The sequence below is a fragment of the Bacteroidota bacterium genome, assembly GCA_005882315.1.
Lineage (GTDB): Bacteria > Bacteroidota > Bacteroidia > Chitinophagales > Chitinophagaceae > VBAR01.
The window spans coordinates 397843-416455 of record VBAR01000001.1 but is presented as its reverse complement, the minus strand read 5'-3'; the positions used below and the strand labels follow the sequence as shown (position 1 = coordinate 416455).

15 protein-coding genes are annotated in these 18613 nt (G+C 37.8%); 13 read left to right on the top strand and 2 right to left on the bottom strand.

Going from position 1 to position 18613, the window contains the following annotated elements; genetic code table 11:
• Window positions 1-296: 296 nt before the first annotated feature.
• The 8 genes from E6H07_01645 to E6H07_01610 all read left to right on the top strand — a co-directional run bounded on the left by E6H07_01645 (window position 297) and on the right by E6H07_01610 (window position 8693).
• Window positions 297-785: a hypothetical protein gene (locus E6H07_01645; protein TMI64646.1), complete on the top strand. Its 489-nt coding sequence runs from the start codon at window positions 297-299 to the stop codon at window positions 783-785.
• Between the two features lie 179 nt (window positions 786-964).
• Entirely contained in the window at window positions 965-1594 is a 630-nt protein-coding gene (locus E6H07_01640; protein TMI64645.1) for a hypothetical protein, read from the top strand.
• A 57-nt stretch (window positions 1595-1651) separates the two neighbouring features.
• Window positions 1652-2254 carry a hypothetical protein gene (locus E6H07_01635; GenBank protein TMI64644.1) on the top strand — a complete coding sequence of 201 codons (603 nt, stop codon included), beginning with the start codon at window positions 1652-1654 and terminating at the stop codon, window positions 2252-2254.
• Between the two features lie 69 nt (window positions 2255-2323).
• The gene (locus tag E6H07_01630; GenBank protein ID TMI64643.1) at window positions 2324-2986 is read left to right on the top strand and encodes a hypothetical protein; all 663 of its coding nucleotides are present in this window, start codon (window positions 2324-2326) and stop codon (window positions 2984-2986) included.
• A gap of 24 nt (window positions 2987-3010) precedes the next feature.
• Window positions 3011-3679: a hypothetical protein gene (locus tag E6H07_01625; protein TMI64642.1), complete on the top strand. Its 669-nt coding sequence runs from the start codon at window positions 3011-3013 to the stop codon at window positions 3677-3679.
• Window positions 3680-3794: 115 nt separating this feature from the next.
• Window positions 3795-5066, top strand: a complete 1272-nt coding sequence (locus tag E6H07_01620; protein ID TMI64641.1) for a hypothetical protein — start codon at window positions 3795-3797, stop codon at window positions 5064-5066.
• Between the two features lie 550 nt (window positions 5067-5616).
• Complete coding sequence (locus tag E6H07_01615) at window positions 5617-6210, top strand: PorT family protein (protein TMI64640.1); 594 nt, start codon at window positions 5617-5619, stop codon at window positions 6208-6210.
• A gap of 155 nt (window positions 6211-6365) precedes the next feature.
• Window positions 6366-8693, top strand: coding sequence for a hypothetical protein (locus E6H07_01610; GenBank protein TMI64639.1), 2328 nt, complete (start codon window positions 6366-6368; stop codon window positions 8691-8693).
• Window positions 8694-8761: 68 nt separating this feature from the next.
• Here E6H07_01610 and E6H07_01605 read toward each other — a convergent pair whose 3' ends face one another.
• Together E6H07_01605 and E6H07_01600 are read right to left on the bottom strand one after the other, a co-directional pair.
• Entirely contained in the window at window positions 8762-9850 is a 1089-nt protein-coding gene (locus tag E6H07_01605) for an AI-2E family transporter (GenBank protein ID TMI64638.1), read from the bottom strand.
• 67 nt (window positions 9851-9917) lie between these two features.
• Complete coding sequence (locus tag E6H07_01600) at window positions 9918-10673, bottom strand: two pore domain potassium channel family protein (protein ID TMI64637.1); 756 nt, start codon at window positions 10671-10673, stop codon at window positions 9918-9920.
• 178 nt (window positions 10674-10851) lie between these two features.
• Between E6H07_01600 and E6H07_01595 the strand changes: the two genes are divergently transcribed.
• From E6H07_01595 to E6H07_01575, 5 genes are all read left to right on the top strand, one after another.
• Window positions 10852-11865, top strand: coding sequence for an HlyD family secretion protein (locus E6H07_01595; GenBank protein TMI64636.1), 1014 nt, complete (start codon window positions 10852-10854; stop codon window positions 11863-11865).
• Window positions 11866-11874: 9 nt separating this feature from the next.
• Window positions 11875-13467 carry an MFS transporter gene (locus E6H07_01590; GenBank protein TMI64635.1) on the top strand — a complete coding sequence of 531 codons (1593 nt, stop codon included), beginning with the start codon at window positions 11875-11877 and terminating at the stop codon, window positions 13465-13467.
• Window positions 13433-14830, top strand: coding sequence for a TolC family protein (locus tag E6H07_01585; protein ID TMI64634.1), 1398 nt, complete (start codon window positions 13433-13435; stop codon window positions 14828-14830). Before E6H07_01590 ends, E6H07_01585 begins: the two co-directional genes overlap by 35 nt.
• A gap of 78 nt (window positions 14831-14908) precedes the next feature.
• Complete coding sequence (locus E6H07_01580; protein ID TMI64633.1) at window positions 14909-17551, top strand: glucosidase; 2643 nt, start codon at window positions 14909-14911, stop codon at window positions 17549-17551.
• Window positions 17552-17677: 126 nt separating this feature from the next.
• Entirely contained in the window at window positions 17678-18322 is a 645-nt protein-coding gene (locus E6H07_01575; protein ID TMI64632.1) for an ABC transporter substrate-binding protein, read from the top strand.
• Window positions 18323-18613 lie beyond the last annotated feature (291 nt).

Here is an 18613-nt window from a genome sequence, read left to right as displayed (position 1 = left end):
CGGCGTTTGAAAACTGAGCATAGCGGTCATCAGTAAGACCGGTTATAATCAACCGGACCCGGTAAATACCTTAAATCCTTTTTATATTCCTTTGGTCATAGTCGGGTTGAAAAATAAAAAAAACCCCTATCTTGTTCTCCCAAAACCTGTTGAGGCCGCTAGGCTTAACCGCTATTTGACCGTATAACACTTACTTTTAATCCTGATTAAAATTAATATTCTACGCATCAAATTTTATGAGAAAAACCCTTTGAATAATTCTGGCAACTTTACAAAACCAAATAAAACCGAAAAAAATGAAAAGAGTAATTATTTTATCCGCAGTATTAATGCTTTCAACATGCATGTTCGCTCAATCTAACAAGGAAGATGTTGACCTGATTCAATCCATATTCGGGAAAGAAAAAAAAGAACTGGTACAAGTTTACATGACTATTCCTGAAGCAAAGAGTGTTAAGTTTTGGTCATTATACGATGTATATGAAACCGCGAGGAAAAAACTTGGCCAGGAAAGGATCAAAATAATTGAAGCTTATGCGACTAATTATGAAACGCTTGATAACAAAAAGGCTACTGACCTGACAACAAAAAAACTTGCATGGGCAGATAAATACACTAAGTTCCAGCAATTGTATCTTACAAAATTTACTGCTGTTATTGGTGGCTTACAGGCAGCTAAATTTATTCAACTGGAAGATTATATTGAGAACTGTATCAGGCTGAGCATTCAGGAAGACATACCCTTTATTGGCGAGCTGGAGAAAACAAAGACGACCGGCCAGTAATTGATCAGTTGTTGAGGCTGTCTTGGTTCAGTATTCAAGATCGATTTTTCTTTCGATTGTTGAAAGAGGGGATAAGCAGCGCTACATTGAAAACATTTGTCTGTCAATTTATTGTATATTGACAATATATTCCTACCCCTACTGAAATTTCAATTAATTCCTTAACTTAATCAAAAATTATGAAACGTTTTATTTTCTTGATCGCTGTATTCTTTTTTGCAATCGGTTTAAAAGCACAGGATCCAAAATCCATTCTCCTTAACTTGTATGGCGGGTATTCCTTTCAGGACAAAGTGAATTTTGATGCATCTTATGGATATATAAATGAGGCTGCCCAATACGGAGCCGGCATTGAATATTTTCCTTCAAGAAACAAATCTGTTGAACTCAGATGGCTTTCAATGTCAACACAATTTCCGTTGCATGGACCTGCAGGAACTCAACTTAATCCCGGAAAAGATGAGGGTTCCATAAATTATATACTTCTGGGAGGTACCAACTATTTTGGAAGTGATCCACACGCAAAGGCATTGCCTTACTTTGGAATAGGCGCTGGTGTTGGGATCTTAGCATTAAAAGAAGGTAGTAGCGCAACGAAATTTGCCTGGGATGCAAAGCTGGGAGTAAAAATAAAAACTTCGGCTGCTATATCAGTTAACCTTCATGCTTTTTTCCAATCCATTACCTCAGCTGTTGGTTACGATTATTATTATTATCCGGGATGGGGGACTACAGCCTTTACTGATTATGCCAGCATCTTTCAATTTGGGCTGGGTGGAGCAGTATGTTTTAATTTCAAGAAAAAATAATTTTGTATAGTCGCATTTTTATAAATGCATTTATTTTGTTCATCTAAAATTTTAATTATGAGAAATTTGATTTTATCAGCGTTTGTTATGATCTCACTTGTTTCATGCGGACCGGCAACAAAAATTGAAAAAAGCTGGATGGAGCCGGGTGCCACAGTTACTGCAAGTGCGCCTAATAAAACACTTGTAGTTGCATTGGTGAAAGATGAAACTTCCCGTCGTGTGATCGAAGACCAACTTGCAAAACGCCTACAGAGCGGTGGGACATCCTCCTACACTGTTCTTACAACAGATGTGCTGAAAAATGCGAGTGAAGCCGCATTAAAAGAAAAATTAACTGAAGGCAAGTATACACATATATTATTAATGCGCCTGGCCGATGTAGAAAAAGAAACTTCTTATGTACAGGGTTCAACGACTGGTTTTTATGGCGGCTATGGCAGATATTATGGTTATGGGGCCGGCATGTATACTAGTCCTGGTTATTATACTACTGACAAAAATTATTTTGTTGAAACAACAGTGTATACTGTTAATCCTGACAAATTAGTGTGGACAGGAACTACAAAAACAGTGAACCCTTCCAAGCTTGAAAAAACAGTGAATGAAATTGCAGATGTGGTTTCCGATAAAATGAAAAAAGATGGCTTTTTGAAATAACCAGCTTTCCAATAATAAAGAGTGAGGAGAAATATCTCCTCATTTTTTTTATACTTAAAAAAGTGTAGTATGAAAAAAAATAATTCGCTGATTTTTTTTGTGTTGATAGTATTGATCTTTTCCTGTAAACCTACTCAAAGAATTACAACCTCCTGGGTAAACCCGGACAGACCGAAGAAAAAATATACTACTGTTTTTGTAGCTGCTTTAATGCAAAATAATGGCATAAAGTATGCGCTTGAAAACGATTTGGGTGCAGCCGCAAAAGCAAGAGGATTTAATGTAGTAAAAGGGTTTGAGATCTTTCCACCGAATTTTAACAAGGATAACATGAGGGACAAGGATCTTGTGTTGAAACTAATTCGTGATAGAGGTTGTGATGTTATACTGTCCGTTGCGGTCATTCACGAAAAAAGTGAAACACGTTATGTTTCGGGCTCATCCTATGCTCCTTATGGTGGTTACGGGCCTTATGGTACTTACGGTATGTATGGCGCCGGGTTCTATGGTTATTATAATTACTGGTCACCAACATTGTATAGCCCGGGTTATTATACGACAGACAAAACTTATTTTATTGAAGCCAACGCTTATGATATGGAGACGCAAAAAATAGTCTGGTCTGTTCAATCAAAAGCAGAAAACCCATCAGGTATAGAGAAATCAAGCAGAGAATATACGGAGTTGCTGTTTGATCAATTTGATAAAGAAAGGAAGAAAGATCAAAATTAGTTTTAACCATTTAAAAAAATAATCATGAAAACAATTCTTTCAATTTTACTAGTCTGTTTTTTTATTCCCGCCATGTCGCAAAAAAGCACAAGATTGAACGGGTATGCAAACTATGTATTTGATGATAGGTTCGATTCCTATTATGATGTCAACAATTACTATGAAGGAAAATTCAAAGGCGGCCTTCAATGGGGTGCAGGAATTGAATACCTGCCTCACCCATCGATGGGTATAGAACTTCTTTATTTAAATCAATCAACCAATGCGCCTACTACTTATCTCCAGAATGGGCAAATAGGTGGAGTAAAAACTACCAATTTTGATGTTGGATTCAACTGGATCATGCTGGCCAGTAATCGCTATGTGAGAAAACCAGGAAGTAAAGTGGAAGGATTTGGTGGTCTTATGGCCGGTGCGGTTATCATCAATGTTAAAAATCCTGATACTGGTAATGATAACAGTGGAACAAAATTTGGATGGGGGTTTAGATTAGGAGCAAATATCTGGGCGTCTGAGAAAATGGCAATTAAATTACAAGGCCAATTAATGTCAGCTGTTCAGGGAGCAGGCGGAGGCTTATATTTTGGAACAGGTGGGGCTGGAGCTGGAGTTAGCACTTACTCATCTATGTTGCAATTTGGTCTTGGTGGTGGATTATGCTTTGCACTTGGCGGACCTGCTAAAGCAAAATAAAAAACATTCTGAATCATTTGCATTTTGTTACCGGCTACGACCATACAGGTTGTAGCCGATTTTTATATGTATTTTACAGCTCGGTGTAAAATTAATTTTGATAATAAAAACCTTCATGCCGGCGAGAAAAGAAAATATCTATATTAATTATTACTTTTTTATTACTGCCTGCGCAGTTGGCTTTTTGCTTTTTTTCTCTGCTTCTGCTAATGCTCAACAAACAACCGGAGGAGAACATAGCTTAATACCGGTAATTGATGTTGGGGATGTTTTTAAACGGGTGTTTAATAAAAAAGAGGATACTACAAAAGCTCCGAAGAAAAAGAGGGCTATGACGATCTTACCGTCTATTGGATATAATCCAAGTTTCGGTTTTGTGATCGGAGCTAAGGTATCAGCCATTAAGCAATATGGAGTTCCTGAAAATACCAATCTTTCATCTTTTGGTCTTGAAGCTATTTACAGTACGAAAGGTGTGGTCACAGCACAAGCCCGTCATAATGCATTTACTGAAGAAAATAAATGGAATTTTCAGGGTAACTGGCAACTATCAAAATTTTTGATCGCTGATTATGGAATTGGGACGGGAAATAAAGATTACAGATCAAATAGCGACAGTACATTTCTTATCAGGTTTACATTTATCAGGCTAACGGAAAAAATATATCGCAAGATCGGTCCGAATTTATTTGCAGGTGGAGGTATTAGTTTCGATATCCGTTCAAATATCAATGACCAACAACTTGATGTATTACCCAGTTCACCTCATCTGCGCTATAGTTTGCAAAATGATTTTGATCCAAAGAAATATTCTGCAAATGGATTGTTATTAGCTCTCCAATATAATACCCGTGAACATCCTCTTCGTTCTTATGGTGGGGCCTATCTTGATTTTAGTTTACGCTTTAACCAGAAATGGCTGGGCAGTACTAAGAATTCAATACAATTGCTATATGATATGAGGAAATACATTAGCCTTAGTAAAAAAAATCCAGAGCATGTATTAGCATTCTGGCATTGGGCATCTTACAAACTGAGTGGAACGGTACCCTACCTGGAATTGCCTGCAACTGCATACGATACTTATGGCAGAAGTGGCCGTGCTTATACAATGGGCCGTTTTAAAGGCCCGTCTTATGCCTGTTTTGAAAGTGAATACCGCTTCCCGATCTCCAGGAATAAATTAGTGAGCGGTGTAGCCTTTATGAATTTGCAAACCGCTTCCGATGATCTTAATAAAAAAGTATTTGATTATTGGGAAACAGGCTATGGCGCTGGATTCAGGGTCCTCTTACAAAAACAAAGCCGCTCAACCATCTGTATCGATTATGCCCGGGGCAAATATGGAGCAAACGGATTCTTCTTTGGATTAAATGAAGTATTTTAAAAATTCAAAACAAGCACGGTGAGTAATTTTCTCAAAAACTATATGATATCTCATAAAATTTTCGGGATCCTTTGATTATTCCCACAAAAAAATGAAGTACCTTTTACTATCAAATAGGCTTTCCTTTATCGCTTATTAATTATAATACGGAAGATATTATTAGTATAGTTTTTTTCGAAGCAGACTTACTTACTCATTTGAATTCGACAATTCGTTAACCAATAAACCGGATTCTAATGAAAGAGTTATTGAAAATTCAATTTCCTGGTGACGCTGAGCTTCTTTCGTTGTCCCACCAAAATGATGTCAGCGTTTTACACTATTGTATAATAAGTTTCGAAATCCTCTTTTGAGTTTTGCAGGCCACTATCTTACGGACAGGGAAAGCTGACCACTAGTCAGCCTTGGGTTTAATCAACCTGAGGGTTGAAATAATGAATGAAAGTACTTATATAGAGTAACAATATTTTTATACAAATAAAAAGGAGGAACTATAACAACAACTATTGAGAAGTAAAAGTCACCTCAATATAAAACACCAAAGTGCTAAATGTTTTTGTTAACTATTAAAACCTGGTTTATGAAAAAGATTATTTTTCTTCCCCTATTCCTTGCTGTGGGGATCGTGAATGCCCAACTCCAATTCGGCCTGAAAGGTGGTGTAAACATCAGCAACTTTACTGGTGGCAATTTTAATAATATAGAAAAGAGTTCATTGGTGGCATTTCATGCCGGTGGTTTAGTGCGGATCAAGTTTGATCACCTGGTATTGCAACCCGAAGTTCTCTTTTCTTCACAAGGAGCTAAACTGGATGACGGCGTTACTGAAGCAGATTACAAGGTTTCTTATGTCAACATACCTATAATGCTGCAGTGGCAATTCAAAGGCAGATTTTATATAGAAGCTGGTCCGCAGGCAGGTTTCAAAGTAAGTGAAGAAATTCCCAATTCTGCTATCGATGAATTTGCCAAAAGTACCGACCTTTCAATTGGAGTAGGCCTGGGGTTTTTAAAAAGCAAAGGACTAGGTATTGGTGGCCGTTATATGGTTGGTGTGAGCAATGTGGGTGATTTTGATTCTGCCAATATCGACCCTGATTTCAGAAATGGAGTGTTACAATTCAGTCTCATATTTGTTTTCTAATTAAAATCCGGGAAAGAGAATTTATTAATCATGAAATTTTCATAATTATAAGGATAATCAGCAATATTGTTCCTTTCTTTATAAAACAGATATAGCTGATCTGTTTATAAGAATTACAATACTGCACGATAGATTTTAAAACAACCGAAAATTTCATGACTGCAAAATTAAAAGTGAGGAAATGGCTGGTCCCGTGCATCTGCTTTCTCATCGCATTATTGGCTTTGTTAGCACCTATATGGCCCGGCACATCAATCGATGAACAACTTGGTGGGTTATTGTTGTGGGTTGCGATGATTCAAATACTTCATGGCTTTCGCTGCTCATTAAGAACAGAACGAAAATCGACCTGGTATAGCGGGGGCTTCAGTTTGCTGATAGCTCTTTTCCTTATCAATGCGAAAATGTTACTTGACAATGCATTGTTGATTTTTATTGTTATTGTATTTACAGTCGAAGCTTTTAGATTCTTGTTTAAATACTTCAAAGAATCAAAGACTTCAAAAGGAAGATGGCAGGACCTGGCAGCAGGAGCTGGCAGCATTCTTTTATTGCTGGTCTTAATTGTTTTTAAAAGCAACGGACTAGGATGGGTACTTTCATTAGTTATTGCTCTACGGATTTTCGGAATAGCAATTTCAATTCTTTCTGCTCGTATGGGAGTAATGGGAGATGTGAACGTGGATGTAGTATATGATATGGGGCTTGGCGAAAATCGAAGAATACTTGCACTTGCTGAGAGCATAGAAAATGATGAAGAAACTAAAGCACCGTATGATACTAAATGGATCATTGTTCTTTTGCTGATGCTGTTTTTCATACATCTTGGCCGTATGGGTGCAGATAGAAGTTTTCTTGGCATCCTTTCACCCCTTGTTGCTACTATAGGAGATGCGGTTATTGCATTAGTAATTGCCTATGTTATTATCGGGTCTGGCCGTTCAGTCTTCAAAGGAGTAACTGCATGGGCAGATAAAAAGTTATGGTTATGGGTAGAAAGAAGTCCTGATGAAAAAAGGAAGTGGTGGAGTGTAACAGGAGTAACTGAAACATGGCTGACCAGAAGATTAAGAAACACGATCCGCTTTCGTAAGGCATCATATTCACTTGGTACTGCCATAAGAACCGGGCTGAAAATAGGATTGCCCTGGTCAGCGCTATTGGCAGCTGTTATGCCGGTGTTGGGAATGAGTTGGTATTTTGATACGGAGAATTGGGCTTCTGGTATGTGGGATCATTGGGCTGCCAGTCGTACGAATACATGGCGAATGGCTATTACATCCGCATCTGGTGAAGGCACGGGTGCCAATGCATTTCAACTGCACCCGGAAGGAGTTACGGATACAGCAGATTTTTCTTTTGTAGTTATTGGCGACCCGGGGGAAGGTGATGCTTCGCAACTTATTTTAAAAGATCAAATACTTTCTGTCACGAATCAACCCGATGTAAAGTTTGTAGTAATATCTTCTGATGTTGTATATCCATCCGGCGCTTTAAAGGATTATGAAAAAAAATTCTGGATGCCATTTAAAGGAGTTACAAAACCTGTATATGCTATTCCCGGAAATCATGACTGGTATGATGCGCTGGAAGGATTTACTGCCACTTTTTTTGAACCCGAAGCTGCACAGACAGCTATGGAAGCCCGGTTAAAGAAAGACTTACATATTTCTTCTACTAATAAGAATAAGATAAAAAGCATGATTGCCAGCACGGCAAAGCTGAGACAGGAATACAATGTGCCAACCGGTTTTCAAAAAGCACCTTACTTCCAGATTACCACGGGGAATTTTGTATTTATTACCATTGAAACCGGAGTGGAAAGAGAGATCGATACATTGCAGGCAACATGGTTGCGTAATGTCCTCGAAGCATCCAAAGGCAAGTTTGTAATGGCACTTTCAGGTCATCCCTTTTATGCCATTGGTGAGTACCAGGGAAAAATGAATCCGGCATTTGAACGACTGCATCAATTATTGAAAAGCTATAAAGTGCCGCTGGTAATGGCTGGCGATACACATGATTTGGAATATTATATTGAAACTCCAAAAAATAGTAATGAGCATGTGATGCATCATTTTGTAAATGGTGGAGGCGGAGCTTATCTCAGTATCGGTGCTGCAATGGCAAAACCAGAAACCATTGTTACGAAGAATTATGCTTTTTATCCATCAAAAGCTCCATTGGTAAAAAAGATCGAAGAAAATACTGCATGGTATAAATATCCATCATGGTGGTGGACCAAAAATCTTAATGGCTGGCCTTTTTCGGCAGAATGGTTATCAGCAATGTTCGATTATAATGTGGCTCCTTTTTTCCAGAGTTTTATGGAAATAAAAGTTGAGCAATCGAAAAAAAGGATCATGTTAATTCCTTACAGTAATAACGGACGGTTAAAATGGAGTGATATCACAAGCACTGCTGGTGCAAGACCTGTTAATGCTTCACCCAATGACCTTATAGAATGGATCATTAATTTCTAAATGATTGTGATTATAAAATAATCAACCCCTTGAAAAAATATATGTTGTAATGCGAATTGAAATCTACTTTATCTAACCGCTATATTTTCTGGAGCTTCAGCCTTAGATTTTACCCATGAATTAAACATCGTATATGCGACAGCAAGGACAATTGCTCCTTTGAACATCCCCGTAAAACCCCAGGCTGCCATACCGCCTATCACTCCAAGAAAAAGTACCAGTATCGGAAGCTTACCACTTCTGGCAATAAGAACTGGTTTTAAAATATTATCAATACTCATCAATACAACGATGCCATAAATAGTCATAAATATCGCCATTCCGGTTTCACCCTGCGATCCTAACCAAATAGCCACAGGCACAAAAACCAGCAGTGGACCGATCTGAATAACCACGCAAAAAAATGTAATTGCAGCAAGCCCTGCTGCTATTGAAACACCCGCAATAGTAAAACCGATCCAGGCTGCTATTGCTGCAATGAATGCCGTTCCCATTACTCCAACAGCTACACCTTTTACAGCACGACCAGAAGCATCAACCAATGCCGGGCCATCATTTTCTCCTATTATCTTTTTCGTTGCCAGGTAAATCGGATTAAGCATTTTAGTGCCGCTTGTCAGGAATACTGCAGAAATGATAATACCTAAAATAAATTCAAGACCTGATCCAATAAGTCCCAATCCTCCTGTAAGAAGATGGCCGAGGAAAGATTTTATTTGTGGTTCATAGGTAGCAATAGTAGCAGGGTCGTTTTGTAATTTCTGCCAGCCGGTTGAAATTTTTTCTCCTACTACCGGTAATCCGGTTATCGTTTCAGGTAAAGCAGGAAGCCCGTTTGTTCTTGCATCAGCAACCCATTGTCCGGCTTGCTGTATACTATTACTCAATTGACTGATTAAATAAATATAGGGTAACGCAACAATGGCGATCAGGATCAATCCATAAATAAAACCAGCGAGTTTCCGTTTATTGCCCAGGAGCTTGACTAATTTTTCAAATAGTGGGTGAAGAGCTACGGCAAGAATAATGGCAAAAGTAAAGACGCCTAAAAAAACACTCAAAACAGTGGACAATGAAGCGAGTAATACCAGTAGGAGTAATAAGACCAAAGCTGTTTCTATTACATTACGTCTTTGGTCAGTGTTAAATGTGTTCATGGTTGGTTTATTTTTAGTAAAAAATCAGATTCAATTTTATTCGATCAGCCTTTTAGTGTAAACCATTTTATTGGTTTGATTGACCGGGTGAAGAAGAAAATTTACCGATCAGCATAGCAATAACAATTGCCACATACAGTTGTCCTGAAACTCCGATAAGAGTAGCAAACGATTTTGCAAAAGGGGTTTTGGGTAAAAGATCACCGTATCCAACAGTACCCATCGTGATAAATGAAAAATAAAGTTGATCATAGAAATTACGCTGGAAGGAACCATTTTCATCTACAGGGAAACTAAAAGCTCCGGGTTGAAGAAAATCTAACCGGGCAACAGCCATAGAAAATACAAGACCCAGTAATAAGTAGCCGCTGACAGATTGTATGATAACTTTTGTTGTCACCACTTTTGATAGTGCCACCTGCTTCAATAAACGATAGACTGCGAAAATAAAAAAAAGAAGGTTCAGACCATCTGATATTCCGTTCATAAACTGCCCTCTTGTGAAGTAAGCAATATTCAGAAGTATTAAAAGTACAATGACAGCGATACTTGAAAATATCTTGAAAGATCTTTCGAGACAAAAAATTACACAGATAAGAATAAGATTAACAAGAATTGAATAAGAAGCCCTGTACCAGGATTCAGGAAGAAGGGTAGTTGCGAAAATCATAAAACACAGTAACAGGAGCAGCAAAGAATTGGCGTTTAAAAATCTATTCGCTGCCTTATTCATATTCGGTAAGTCCATTCTGAAAGTTAATCTTTTTTTTGTATGCAAACACCGTATATTTAATGCAAATACTTTTTGTAATACAGTGATCATTTCAGCTTATGACTCTATGTAAAGAATGAGCTTTATTACCTTTAATATTTTTCTATCGTGACCAAATGTTTTTACGAAACATAATCTCCTACTTACACAAAAAAATCATTGATAGCCGGTCTGTGCCGTAGAATAGTTTTTAGTACTTTTATTAATCAAACCACTAAAACCTCAGTAAATGAAACCTGCCGTTCGAAACATCCTGATCTTATTATTGATTGCCGGTACACTAGCGGTTATTTACTGGCTTATCATTAATTATTATGATGATAAGAACCGTACTGATGATGCACAAGTGGATGGTGATATTGTTCCTGTACTTGCCCGTACCGATGGATTTGTGGATTCGGTTTTCGTAGACGATGACCAGGTCGTTTATGCCGGTGAGATATTACTTCAATTGGATACCACCGATCTTTATCTCAAACTAAGACAAGCCATAAATGCATATAATGTTTCTAGAACTAACCTGAAAATATCAGAAATTGGAATAAGTTCAGCGGAGATCGAAAAAAAAATGGCTACTCAGAGTATAGAGATTAACAAGGCAGCTCTCAAAGCCTCGGAAACTAATTACAAGCGGAATAAGCTACTGATGGAGAAAGGAGTTGTATCGGTACAAGTATATGAATTTACTGAAGAGAATTTTATTAGAAATACTGTCAATCTTCAAAATGCTTATGATAAGGAAAGAGCTGCTACAGTAAGATTGGAAGATGCAAAGAAACAGGTAGACCTTGCTCATCAGAATATAGCTACGCAGGCGACGCAAATTGATATCATCCGGCAAGATCTGAAATATGCAACTGTAAAATCACCGGTAAACGGTATAATTTCTAAAAGAAAAATTCAGATAGGGCAAATGGTGCGAACCGGCACTCAACTGTTTTCTGTAGTACAATCCCAGGACATTTGGGTAACCGCAAATTTCAAAGAAACACAATTGTCATCTTTCCCTGTTGGAAAAAAAGTAAAGATGACAGCAGACGCATATCCAAAAGAAACCTTTACCGGAATTGTAGAAACTATTGGTGGCGCAACCGGTTCAAAATTCGCATTACTTCCGCCGGATAATGCCACAGGTAATTATGTAAAAGTTATTCAACGCATACCCGTAAGGATCAGATTTGAAGATTCCGCCCATGCCCGGCAAGTATTGAGACCGGGATTTAGTATCGTGGTCACTCAATAATTCATAAGCATGCAATTGGTAACAGACAAATTCTGGGTTCGCTTCTTTTTCTTTTTGGTTTTGCTCATGTGTTCATTCAACTTCTTTGGACAAAGCCTTTCCTTTTCTTTCGTGCAGGGTTATTTTGGCGTAAGTTTCTGGGATGCTAACTGGTTGTTAAGGGGATTTCATGCAGGTACCATCATTACAAGCATCGCAGGTCTTGTGTTTATAAAATGGCTGGGCAATAGATGGCTTTTCATTGGCTCTGCTTTGTTATTTCTTATTGCCACCATTGTTTCTTTTAAAGCCACTGATTTTACAACCTTACTTACTTCGAGGATCGCAGCGGGTATTGCTAATGGGTTTATGATCGCCGTATCGACACAGCTTTTCCTGGCAACCTATCCTGGAAAAGAAAGGTTGATTGGTGCATTGTTCACTGTGGCAGCCAATATCGCAGGGTTAAGTGTAGGATTGCTTGCCAATGGTGCATTCACAGAAGATTTTGGATGGCAGTTTACTTATTATCTGAGTTTGCCCGTATTGCTGATCGTGATCATTGCTGCTTTCTTTTTCGTTCCTACAACAGAAAAAAATGAGGAAATAGAAGAAGACTGGATAAGCCTCATCCCTTTTTCGATATTAATTATTTCTATATTATTTGTGTTCATGTACCGGCAGCAATACCAGGGAATCAGCCATCCGAAGATCCTTATATCACTTATCATAGTAATTATTTCGACAGTGATATTACTGATCCGCGGTGCTATACATAAAAAACCATTATTCGATACCCGGTTATTACAATACCCGGCTTTTTCCGTCTCGATGATTATTTCTTTTCTTAGCGGTGCTTTATTTGTATTTACACTGGCAATGCTGTCTAAAATGCTGGGAGGTATTTTACAAATGCCGTTACAAGATATTTTTCATTTTGTTAATTTCCTGGCCCTTGTAATTTTTATTTCTTTAATAATCAGTTTTATCCTGATCGTAAAAAAGATCAGCGCTTACTGGATAATGATCACCGGTCTTTGTTGCATAGCATTTGGCGCTTATTCTCTTTCACTACTAAATACAGAGTTTAGCTTTAATAATATCGTTACTCCTTCTTTGGTTGGAATGATGGGCGCAGGTATGGTTGCCATTTCAGTAGTAATAATTGCTATGAAAGCGGTACCACCAAACCAGATGGGTAAGGTTGCCAATTTCAGATCTGTTGCTTTTTTGATGGGCATTGCAATTACAGCAGTTGACCTCGGTCGCATACTGGATTGGGGAAGAGTAAAAAATTTTAATTCCATGCTGAGATATACGGACCCTTCAAATTCTCAATTCATGGAAAGGTTTAATGCGTTGCAGTCATTTTATTCTGGTAAAGGTTATGATCCTGATGAAGCTTACCAGGCGGCAGTGAACGGTGTAACAGGAATGATAAAATTGCAGGCCTTTTTTAAAAGTATGAGCCAGGTGTTTCAAATCGCAGTTGTTGTATGCCTCGTATTGATAGCTGTGATTTTTATTTTATGGATACTGCAGAACTACCGTATGCTTATTGATTTTTTTACATTCAAAAATAAAACGAATGAAAATGCAAATGCTGTATCACCAAAAGCTTAATTTATTTTTGGTGATATTATTTTTATACGGATCACAGTCAATATATGCACAGAAGACTTTTTCCGCCCAGCAATGTGTGGAATACGCTTTTATGCACAACCCATTGCTGCAGGCATCATCAACCGATACTGCTATCAGCGACCTTGATATTAAAAGAGTAACCGGGCTCTATTTGCCAAGGGTAAATTTCGGCGCAGCAGTTCAATATTTTATTACTAAGAGGAACCTGCTTGTTGAAGGAGGAACTGCTCTTGCTCCATCAACTGTGCCATCGGGTGAGCCGTATGCAATTCCTGTAGGTTACAACAATACATGGTTCCCTACACTGAGTGTGAACCAGCTTATTTTTGATCCTTCTTATCGTAACTCCTATAACATTGCCTCGCAAAATAGAATACTGCAACAACAGGAAATAGCAGATTTTAAAATTGGCCTCGTCTCAGGAATTTATAAAGCCTATAGTGCATGCAGGTTATTGGAAGTACAGGCAAAATTTCTTGTAGAAAATATTAAGAGAATTGATACACTGATAGAACTTACTCGTGTAAAATTTAAAGAAGGGGCAGGTATAAAAATAGAAGTGAATCGTGTAGAAGTTACTGGTAACCGGATGCGCAGTGCATTGGCAAATGTTAGGAACAGCTTTGCCGGAGCAATGCTTGGTTTACAGTTCCAGATGAATTACCTGGAGAAAGATAGTATGATACTTTCCGACGCATTTTCTATACCCCAAATTTTAAGCGTTACGGATCCTATAATGCAGGAACTCTTATTGGGTGATCCGGCAAAGCGAATAGAAAGCCAGATGCTAAAAACTCAAATTGCATTGGCTGATGAATCAATCAAACTGGAGCGGGCAAGAAAACAGATCAGCATTGGCGCTGACGGCCAACTGGGTTTTACACCGGCTGCCAATAGTATTGATAAAATTTTCCAGGGCGAAAGATGGAAGCCTTATTCCTACGTCGGTGTAAGTGTTTTTGTGCCTATATTTAATGGGAGTGATGTAAACAGGGCTGTTGAACAAAAAAAGTTTCAGGCATCCCAGGTAAGAAATTATTTTGATCAGTTTACAAGTCAATTTGAAAATGAAAAGAAAACAGTTTTTTACCAGATAAAAAATGCAAGGGAAAAATTTCTATATGCTGAAACAAATTTAAAACTGGCCGAAAATAATATTTATTTACTCCATGAGGCCTTTGTGAATGGTGTAGCTGATAACCAGGATCTGATATTGGGTGAAAATGATCTTTATGAAAACCAGGCCCGCTATTATGACGAGTTATTACAATTATTATTGAGCCAGATCGAAGGACGACATGTAACCGGCTCATTTAATACAATTGTTGGCTTATCGAATTAAAATAATTAAACAGGAAAATAATTATGTTATCATCTTTATCAATGATTCTAAAATTAGCCCAGACTTTATAATACTGGAATGAAAAAAGACCTTTCTCAAACAGCCGAACAAAAAAGGCTTGATGAAAATTTAAAAAAGACTATTCCACTTGAACTTTGGGGGCCTTATTTAAGTGAAAGACAGTGGGGCACAGTACGTGAAGATTACAGTGCCAATGGCGATGCATGGAATTATTTTACTCACGACCATGCCCGTTCAAGAGCTTACCGGTGGGGCGAAGATGGTATTGCAGGTTTATCCGATTATAATCAATACTTATGTTTTTCACTTGCATTATGGAATCATAAAGATCCAATCTTAAAAGAAAGAATGTTTGGCCTTACCAATTCGGAAGGGAATCATGGAGAGGATTGTAAAGAATTATATTATTTCCTGGAGAATACGCCTACACATAGTTATATGAGAATGTTGTATAAATATCCGCAGGCTCCATTTCCATATGAAGAATTGATAAAAGTGAACCAACAACGGGGAAAACTGGATCCTGAATACGAATTGCTGGACACGGGGATCTTTGCATATAACAAGTATTTCGATGTATACACTGAATATGCTAAGGTAGATAGTACGGATATTATGATTCGCATAACTGTCATGAACCGCGGCACTAATACAGCTGAACTGACCTTAATGCCTACACTTTGGTTCCGTAATGAATGGTCATTTGACCCTGATGCGATAAAACCAAAAATGCAACTGGTAACAAATGAATTTGGAAAATATATTTCTGCAGATCATCCACAACTTGGTAAATATCATTTGTATTTCAACCAACCTGCAGATATTTTGTTTACGGAAAATGAAACCAACCAGGAAAAATTATTTGGTATACCGAACCCACATCCTTATGTAAAAGATGCTTTTCATGATGTGATCGTAAATGGCAAAGCAACTTTGTTACAAGGTAAAACAGAAGGCACTAAAGCTGCTCCTGTTTATAGGTTAAATGTAAAAGGCGCTGATAAAGAAGAAATTTATCTTCGGTTATCTCAAACTCCCGTTATAGGCTCACCGGTGGAGGATCCGGGAAAAATTTTTGAACAACGGCTTAAGGAAGGAAATGAATTTGGCAAATGCCTTGTCCCTGACAATGCAGACACTGACCTGGCTGTTATAATGAGGCAGGCCACAGCCGGACTTTTATGGAGTAAACAATTTTATTATTATGAAGTTGATGAATGGCTTACTGGTGATAAGGGCACTCCTTCTCCGCCTCCTGAAAGATATTTTGGACGCAACAATGAATGGAAAGCTCTTTCAAACAGGGATATTATTCTAATGCCTGACACGTGGGAGTATCCGTGGTATGCTGCGTGGGATCTTGCATTTAATTGCATACCGATGGCATTTATTGATTGTCAATTTGCCAAGCATCAAATGATCTTATTGCTTAGAGAATGGTATATGAATCCCATGGGTCAGCTTCCTGCTTATGAATGGAATTTTTCAGATGTCAACCCTCCTGTTCATGCATGGGCCAGCCTCAATATTTACAGGATAGAAAAAACAATTCATGGTAAAGGTGATGTTGATTTCCTGAAAAGAGTATTTCAAAAACTACTGATCAATTTCACCTGGTGGGTTAATAGAAAAGATAAAGACGGGAATAACATTTTTGGGGGCGGGTTCCTGGGTTTAGATAATATAGGTGTTATAAACCGGAATGAGATACCAGAAGGTTATGCATTGGAACAAATAGATGGAACCAGTTGGATGGCCATGTATGCCCTGAATATGTTGGATATCGCTCTTGAAATAGCTAAAACAGATCCAACATTCGAAGATGTAGCTACGAAATTTTATGAACACTTCGTACTTATTTCTGAATCTCTTAATCAAGCACATCTCTGGCACCAGAAAGATGAATTTTTTTATGATGCATTTGTCAATCCAAATGGAAAATTATTTCCTGTCCGGGTCAGATCTATTGTAGGACTCACTGTGTTATTTGGAGTTTCTGTTATATCCGGCGAGACCATGAAATCTTTAAAGGATTTTCAAAGACGCACCCAGTGGTTCAAAGAGAATCGTAAAAGAAAAAATCGCCATTTGCCAAACGAAGAAAGAAAAGAAGATAATGCAATGCTGCTTTCTCTTATAAGTAAAGAAAGGCTGGAAAAAATATTGAGGACAATGCTGGACGAAAAAGAATTTCTTGGACCCGGTGGCATCCGTGGGTTATCAAAATACCACCATGAACATCCAAAGCATTATTCGCATGAGGGTAAAAACTATGATATCAGTTATGATCCGGCAGAATCTACCACAGATATGTTTGGTGGTAATTCCAATTGGAGGGGCCCTGTTTGGATGCCGATCAATTATCTTTTGATCAAAGCTTTAAAGAAGTATCACCAGTTTTATGGTGATACTTTTAAAATGGAATATCCAACGGGTTCTGGCAACTGGCTCAATCTTGGCGAAATATCACACGAACTTGCCAAACGGGTTATCAGTATTTTCAGAAAAGATGCAATGGGAAACCGACCGGTACATCATGATCATGCTGAGTTTTATAATCGTCCTGAAAACAAGGACTTGGTATTGTTTTATGAATATTTTCATGGAGACAATTCAAAGGGTTTAGGTGCTAATCACCAAACTGGATGGACTGCATTGGTTGCAGAACTCATCAATGACGATGCATGGGAATGGGAGTAAAAAAGAATTAATAAAAATAGCAGTCAGAAAGGGACAATTCTGAAAATACAGGTCATCTTGTTTTTGAATTAACGTATCATTGTAATACTATTTTATAAATTCATATTAATCTTAAAACTAAAGACCATGAAAAAAAGCCATTTACCATTACTGGCTCTTATTATTTTAATTTTTGGAGCATGCTCCTCTCCCAAGCAATCGACAGGTGTATGGGTAAATAAGGAAAAGATACAGGGGAAGACCTTCAAAAAACTATTCATTGTAGTGATGACGGCCGATATTGAAGCGAGGTCTGTAGTAGAAAATGATTTAGCAAAAGTGGCAACTAAGAAAGGTTTGGAAGTGGTAAAAAGTATAGATGTGATGTCGCCAAATCTAAGTGACCCGCTGGCTCCTGCAAAAGATGAAATAGTGAAACAAGTAAAAGCTACCGGTTGCGATGCTGTATTAATTGCGGCCCTATTAAAACAGGACGAAGATGCACATTACACACCGGGTGGCACCGCTTATACAGTAATGCCAACTGTAGCATGGAGCGGGACCTATGTTGGATATTATAGCTACTATCAACCTACCGTTTACACTCCATCGTATTATTCAAAGGAGAAATCCTATTTCATGCAGAGTAATTTATATGATGCAGCTTCACAGGAGATCATGTGGTCAGTACAATCAGAAATTTTTAATCCCTCCTCTCTTGATAAATTTAGCAGAAGTTATACGCAAACATTGATAAAACAGCTGCAGGATGATGGATTGGCGAAAAAATAGTATTTGCCGGTTTATTAGAAAATAAATTGATAAAGCAATATAGTCAGGCAGATTTATTACATTTAATGTATAAAATCTGCAGTAGCAATGCAGCATTTATAAATGCTGCATTGCTTTTTGCATTCAATGATCTTAATACTTATAAGGATCATAAATGCAGAGTGAATTAAAGTTTTTATTTTATAAAGGCATACAGCCATGCTCATTGAAGATTTGTTACCCTTGGAAAAACTAAAGGCATTTTAGTATTTCATTATATTGATTTTTAAAAAGCGGCATCATTTTTTCTGA

Excerpts from the sequence above, each read along its gene's own strand:
- E6H07_01605 (TMI64638.1), bottom strand. The coding sequence starts at position 9,850 with ATGAACACATTTAACACTGACCAAAGACGTAATGTAATAGAAACAGCT.
- E6H07_01575 (TMI64632.1), top strand. The coding sequence starts at position 17,678 with ATGAAAAAAAGCCATTTACCATTACTGGCTCTTATTATTTTAATTTTT.
- E6H07_01595 (TMI64636.1), top strand. The coding sequence starts at position 10,852 with ATGAAACCTGCCGTTCGAAACATCCTGATCTTATTATTGATTGCCGGT.
- E6H07_01610 (TMI64639.1), top strand. The coding sequence starts at position 6,366 with ATGACTGCAAAATTAAAAGTGAGGAAATGGCTGGTCCCGTGCATCTGC.
- E6H07_01615 (TMI64640.1), top strand. The coding sequence starts at position 5,617 with ATGTTTTTGTTAACTATTAAAACCTGGTTTATGAAAAAGATTATTTTT.
- E6H07_01590 (TMI64635.1), top strand. The coding sequence starts at position 11,875 with ATGCAATTGGTAACAGACAAATTCTGGGTTCGCTTCTTTTTCTTTTTG.
- E6H07_01585 (TMI64634.1), top strand. The coding sequence starts at position 13,433 with ATGAAAATGCAAATGCTGTATCACCAAAAGCTTAATTTATTTTTGGTG.
- E6H07_01635 (TMI64644.1), top strand. The coding sequence starts at position 1,652 with ATGAGAAATTTGATTTTATCAGCGTTTGTTATGATCTCACTTGTTTCA.
- E6H07_01645 (TMI64646.1), top strand. The coding sequence starts at position 297 with ATGAAAAGAGTAATTATTTTATCCGCAGTATTAATGCTTTCAACATGC.
- E6H07_01640 (TMI64645.1), top strand. The coding sequence starts at position 965 with ATGAAACGTTTTATTTTCTTGATCGCTGTATTCTTTTTTGCAATCGGT.
- E6H07_01600 (TMI64637.1), bottom strand. The coding sequence starts at position 10,673 with ATGATCACTGTATTACAAAAAGTATTTGCATTAAATATACGGTGTTTG.
- E6H07_01625 (TMI64642.1), top strand. The coding sequence starts at position 3,011 with ATGAAAACAATTCTTTCAATTTTACTAGTCTGTTTTTTTATTCCCGCC.
- E6H07_01620 (TMI64641.1), top strand. The coding sequence starts at position 3,795 with ATGCCGGCGAGAAAAGAAAATATCTATATTAATTATTACTTTTTTATT.
- E6H07_01580 (TMI64633.1), top strand. The coding sequence starts at position 14,909 with ATGAAAAAAGACCTTTCTCAAACAGCCGAACAAAAAAGGCTTGATGAA.
- E6H07_01630 (TMI64643.1), top strand. The coding sequence starts at position 2,324 with ATGAAAAAAAATAATTCGCTGATTTTTTTTGTGTTGATAGTATTGATC.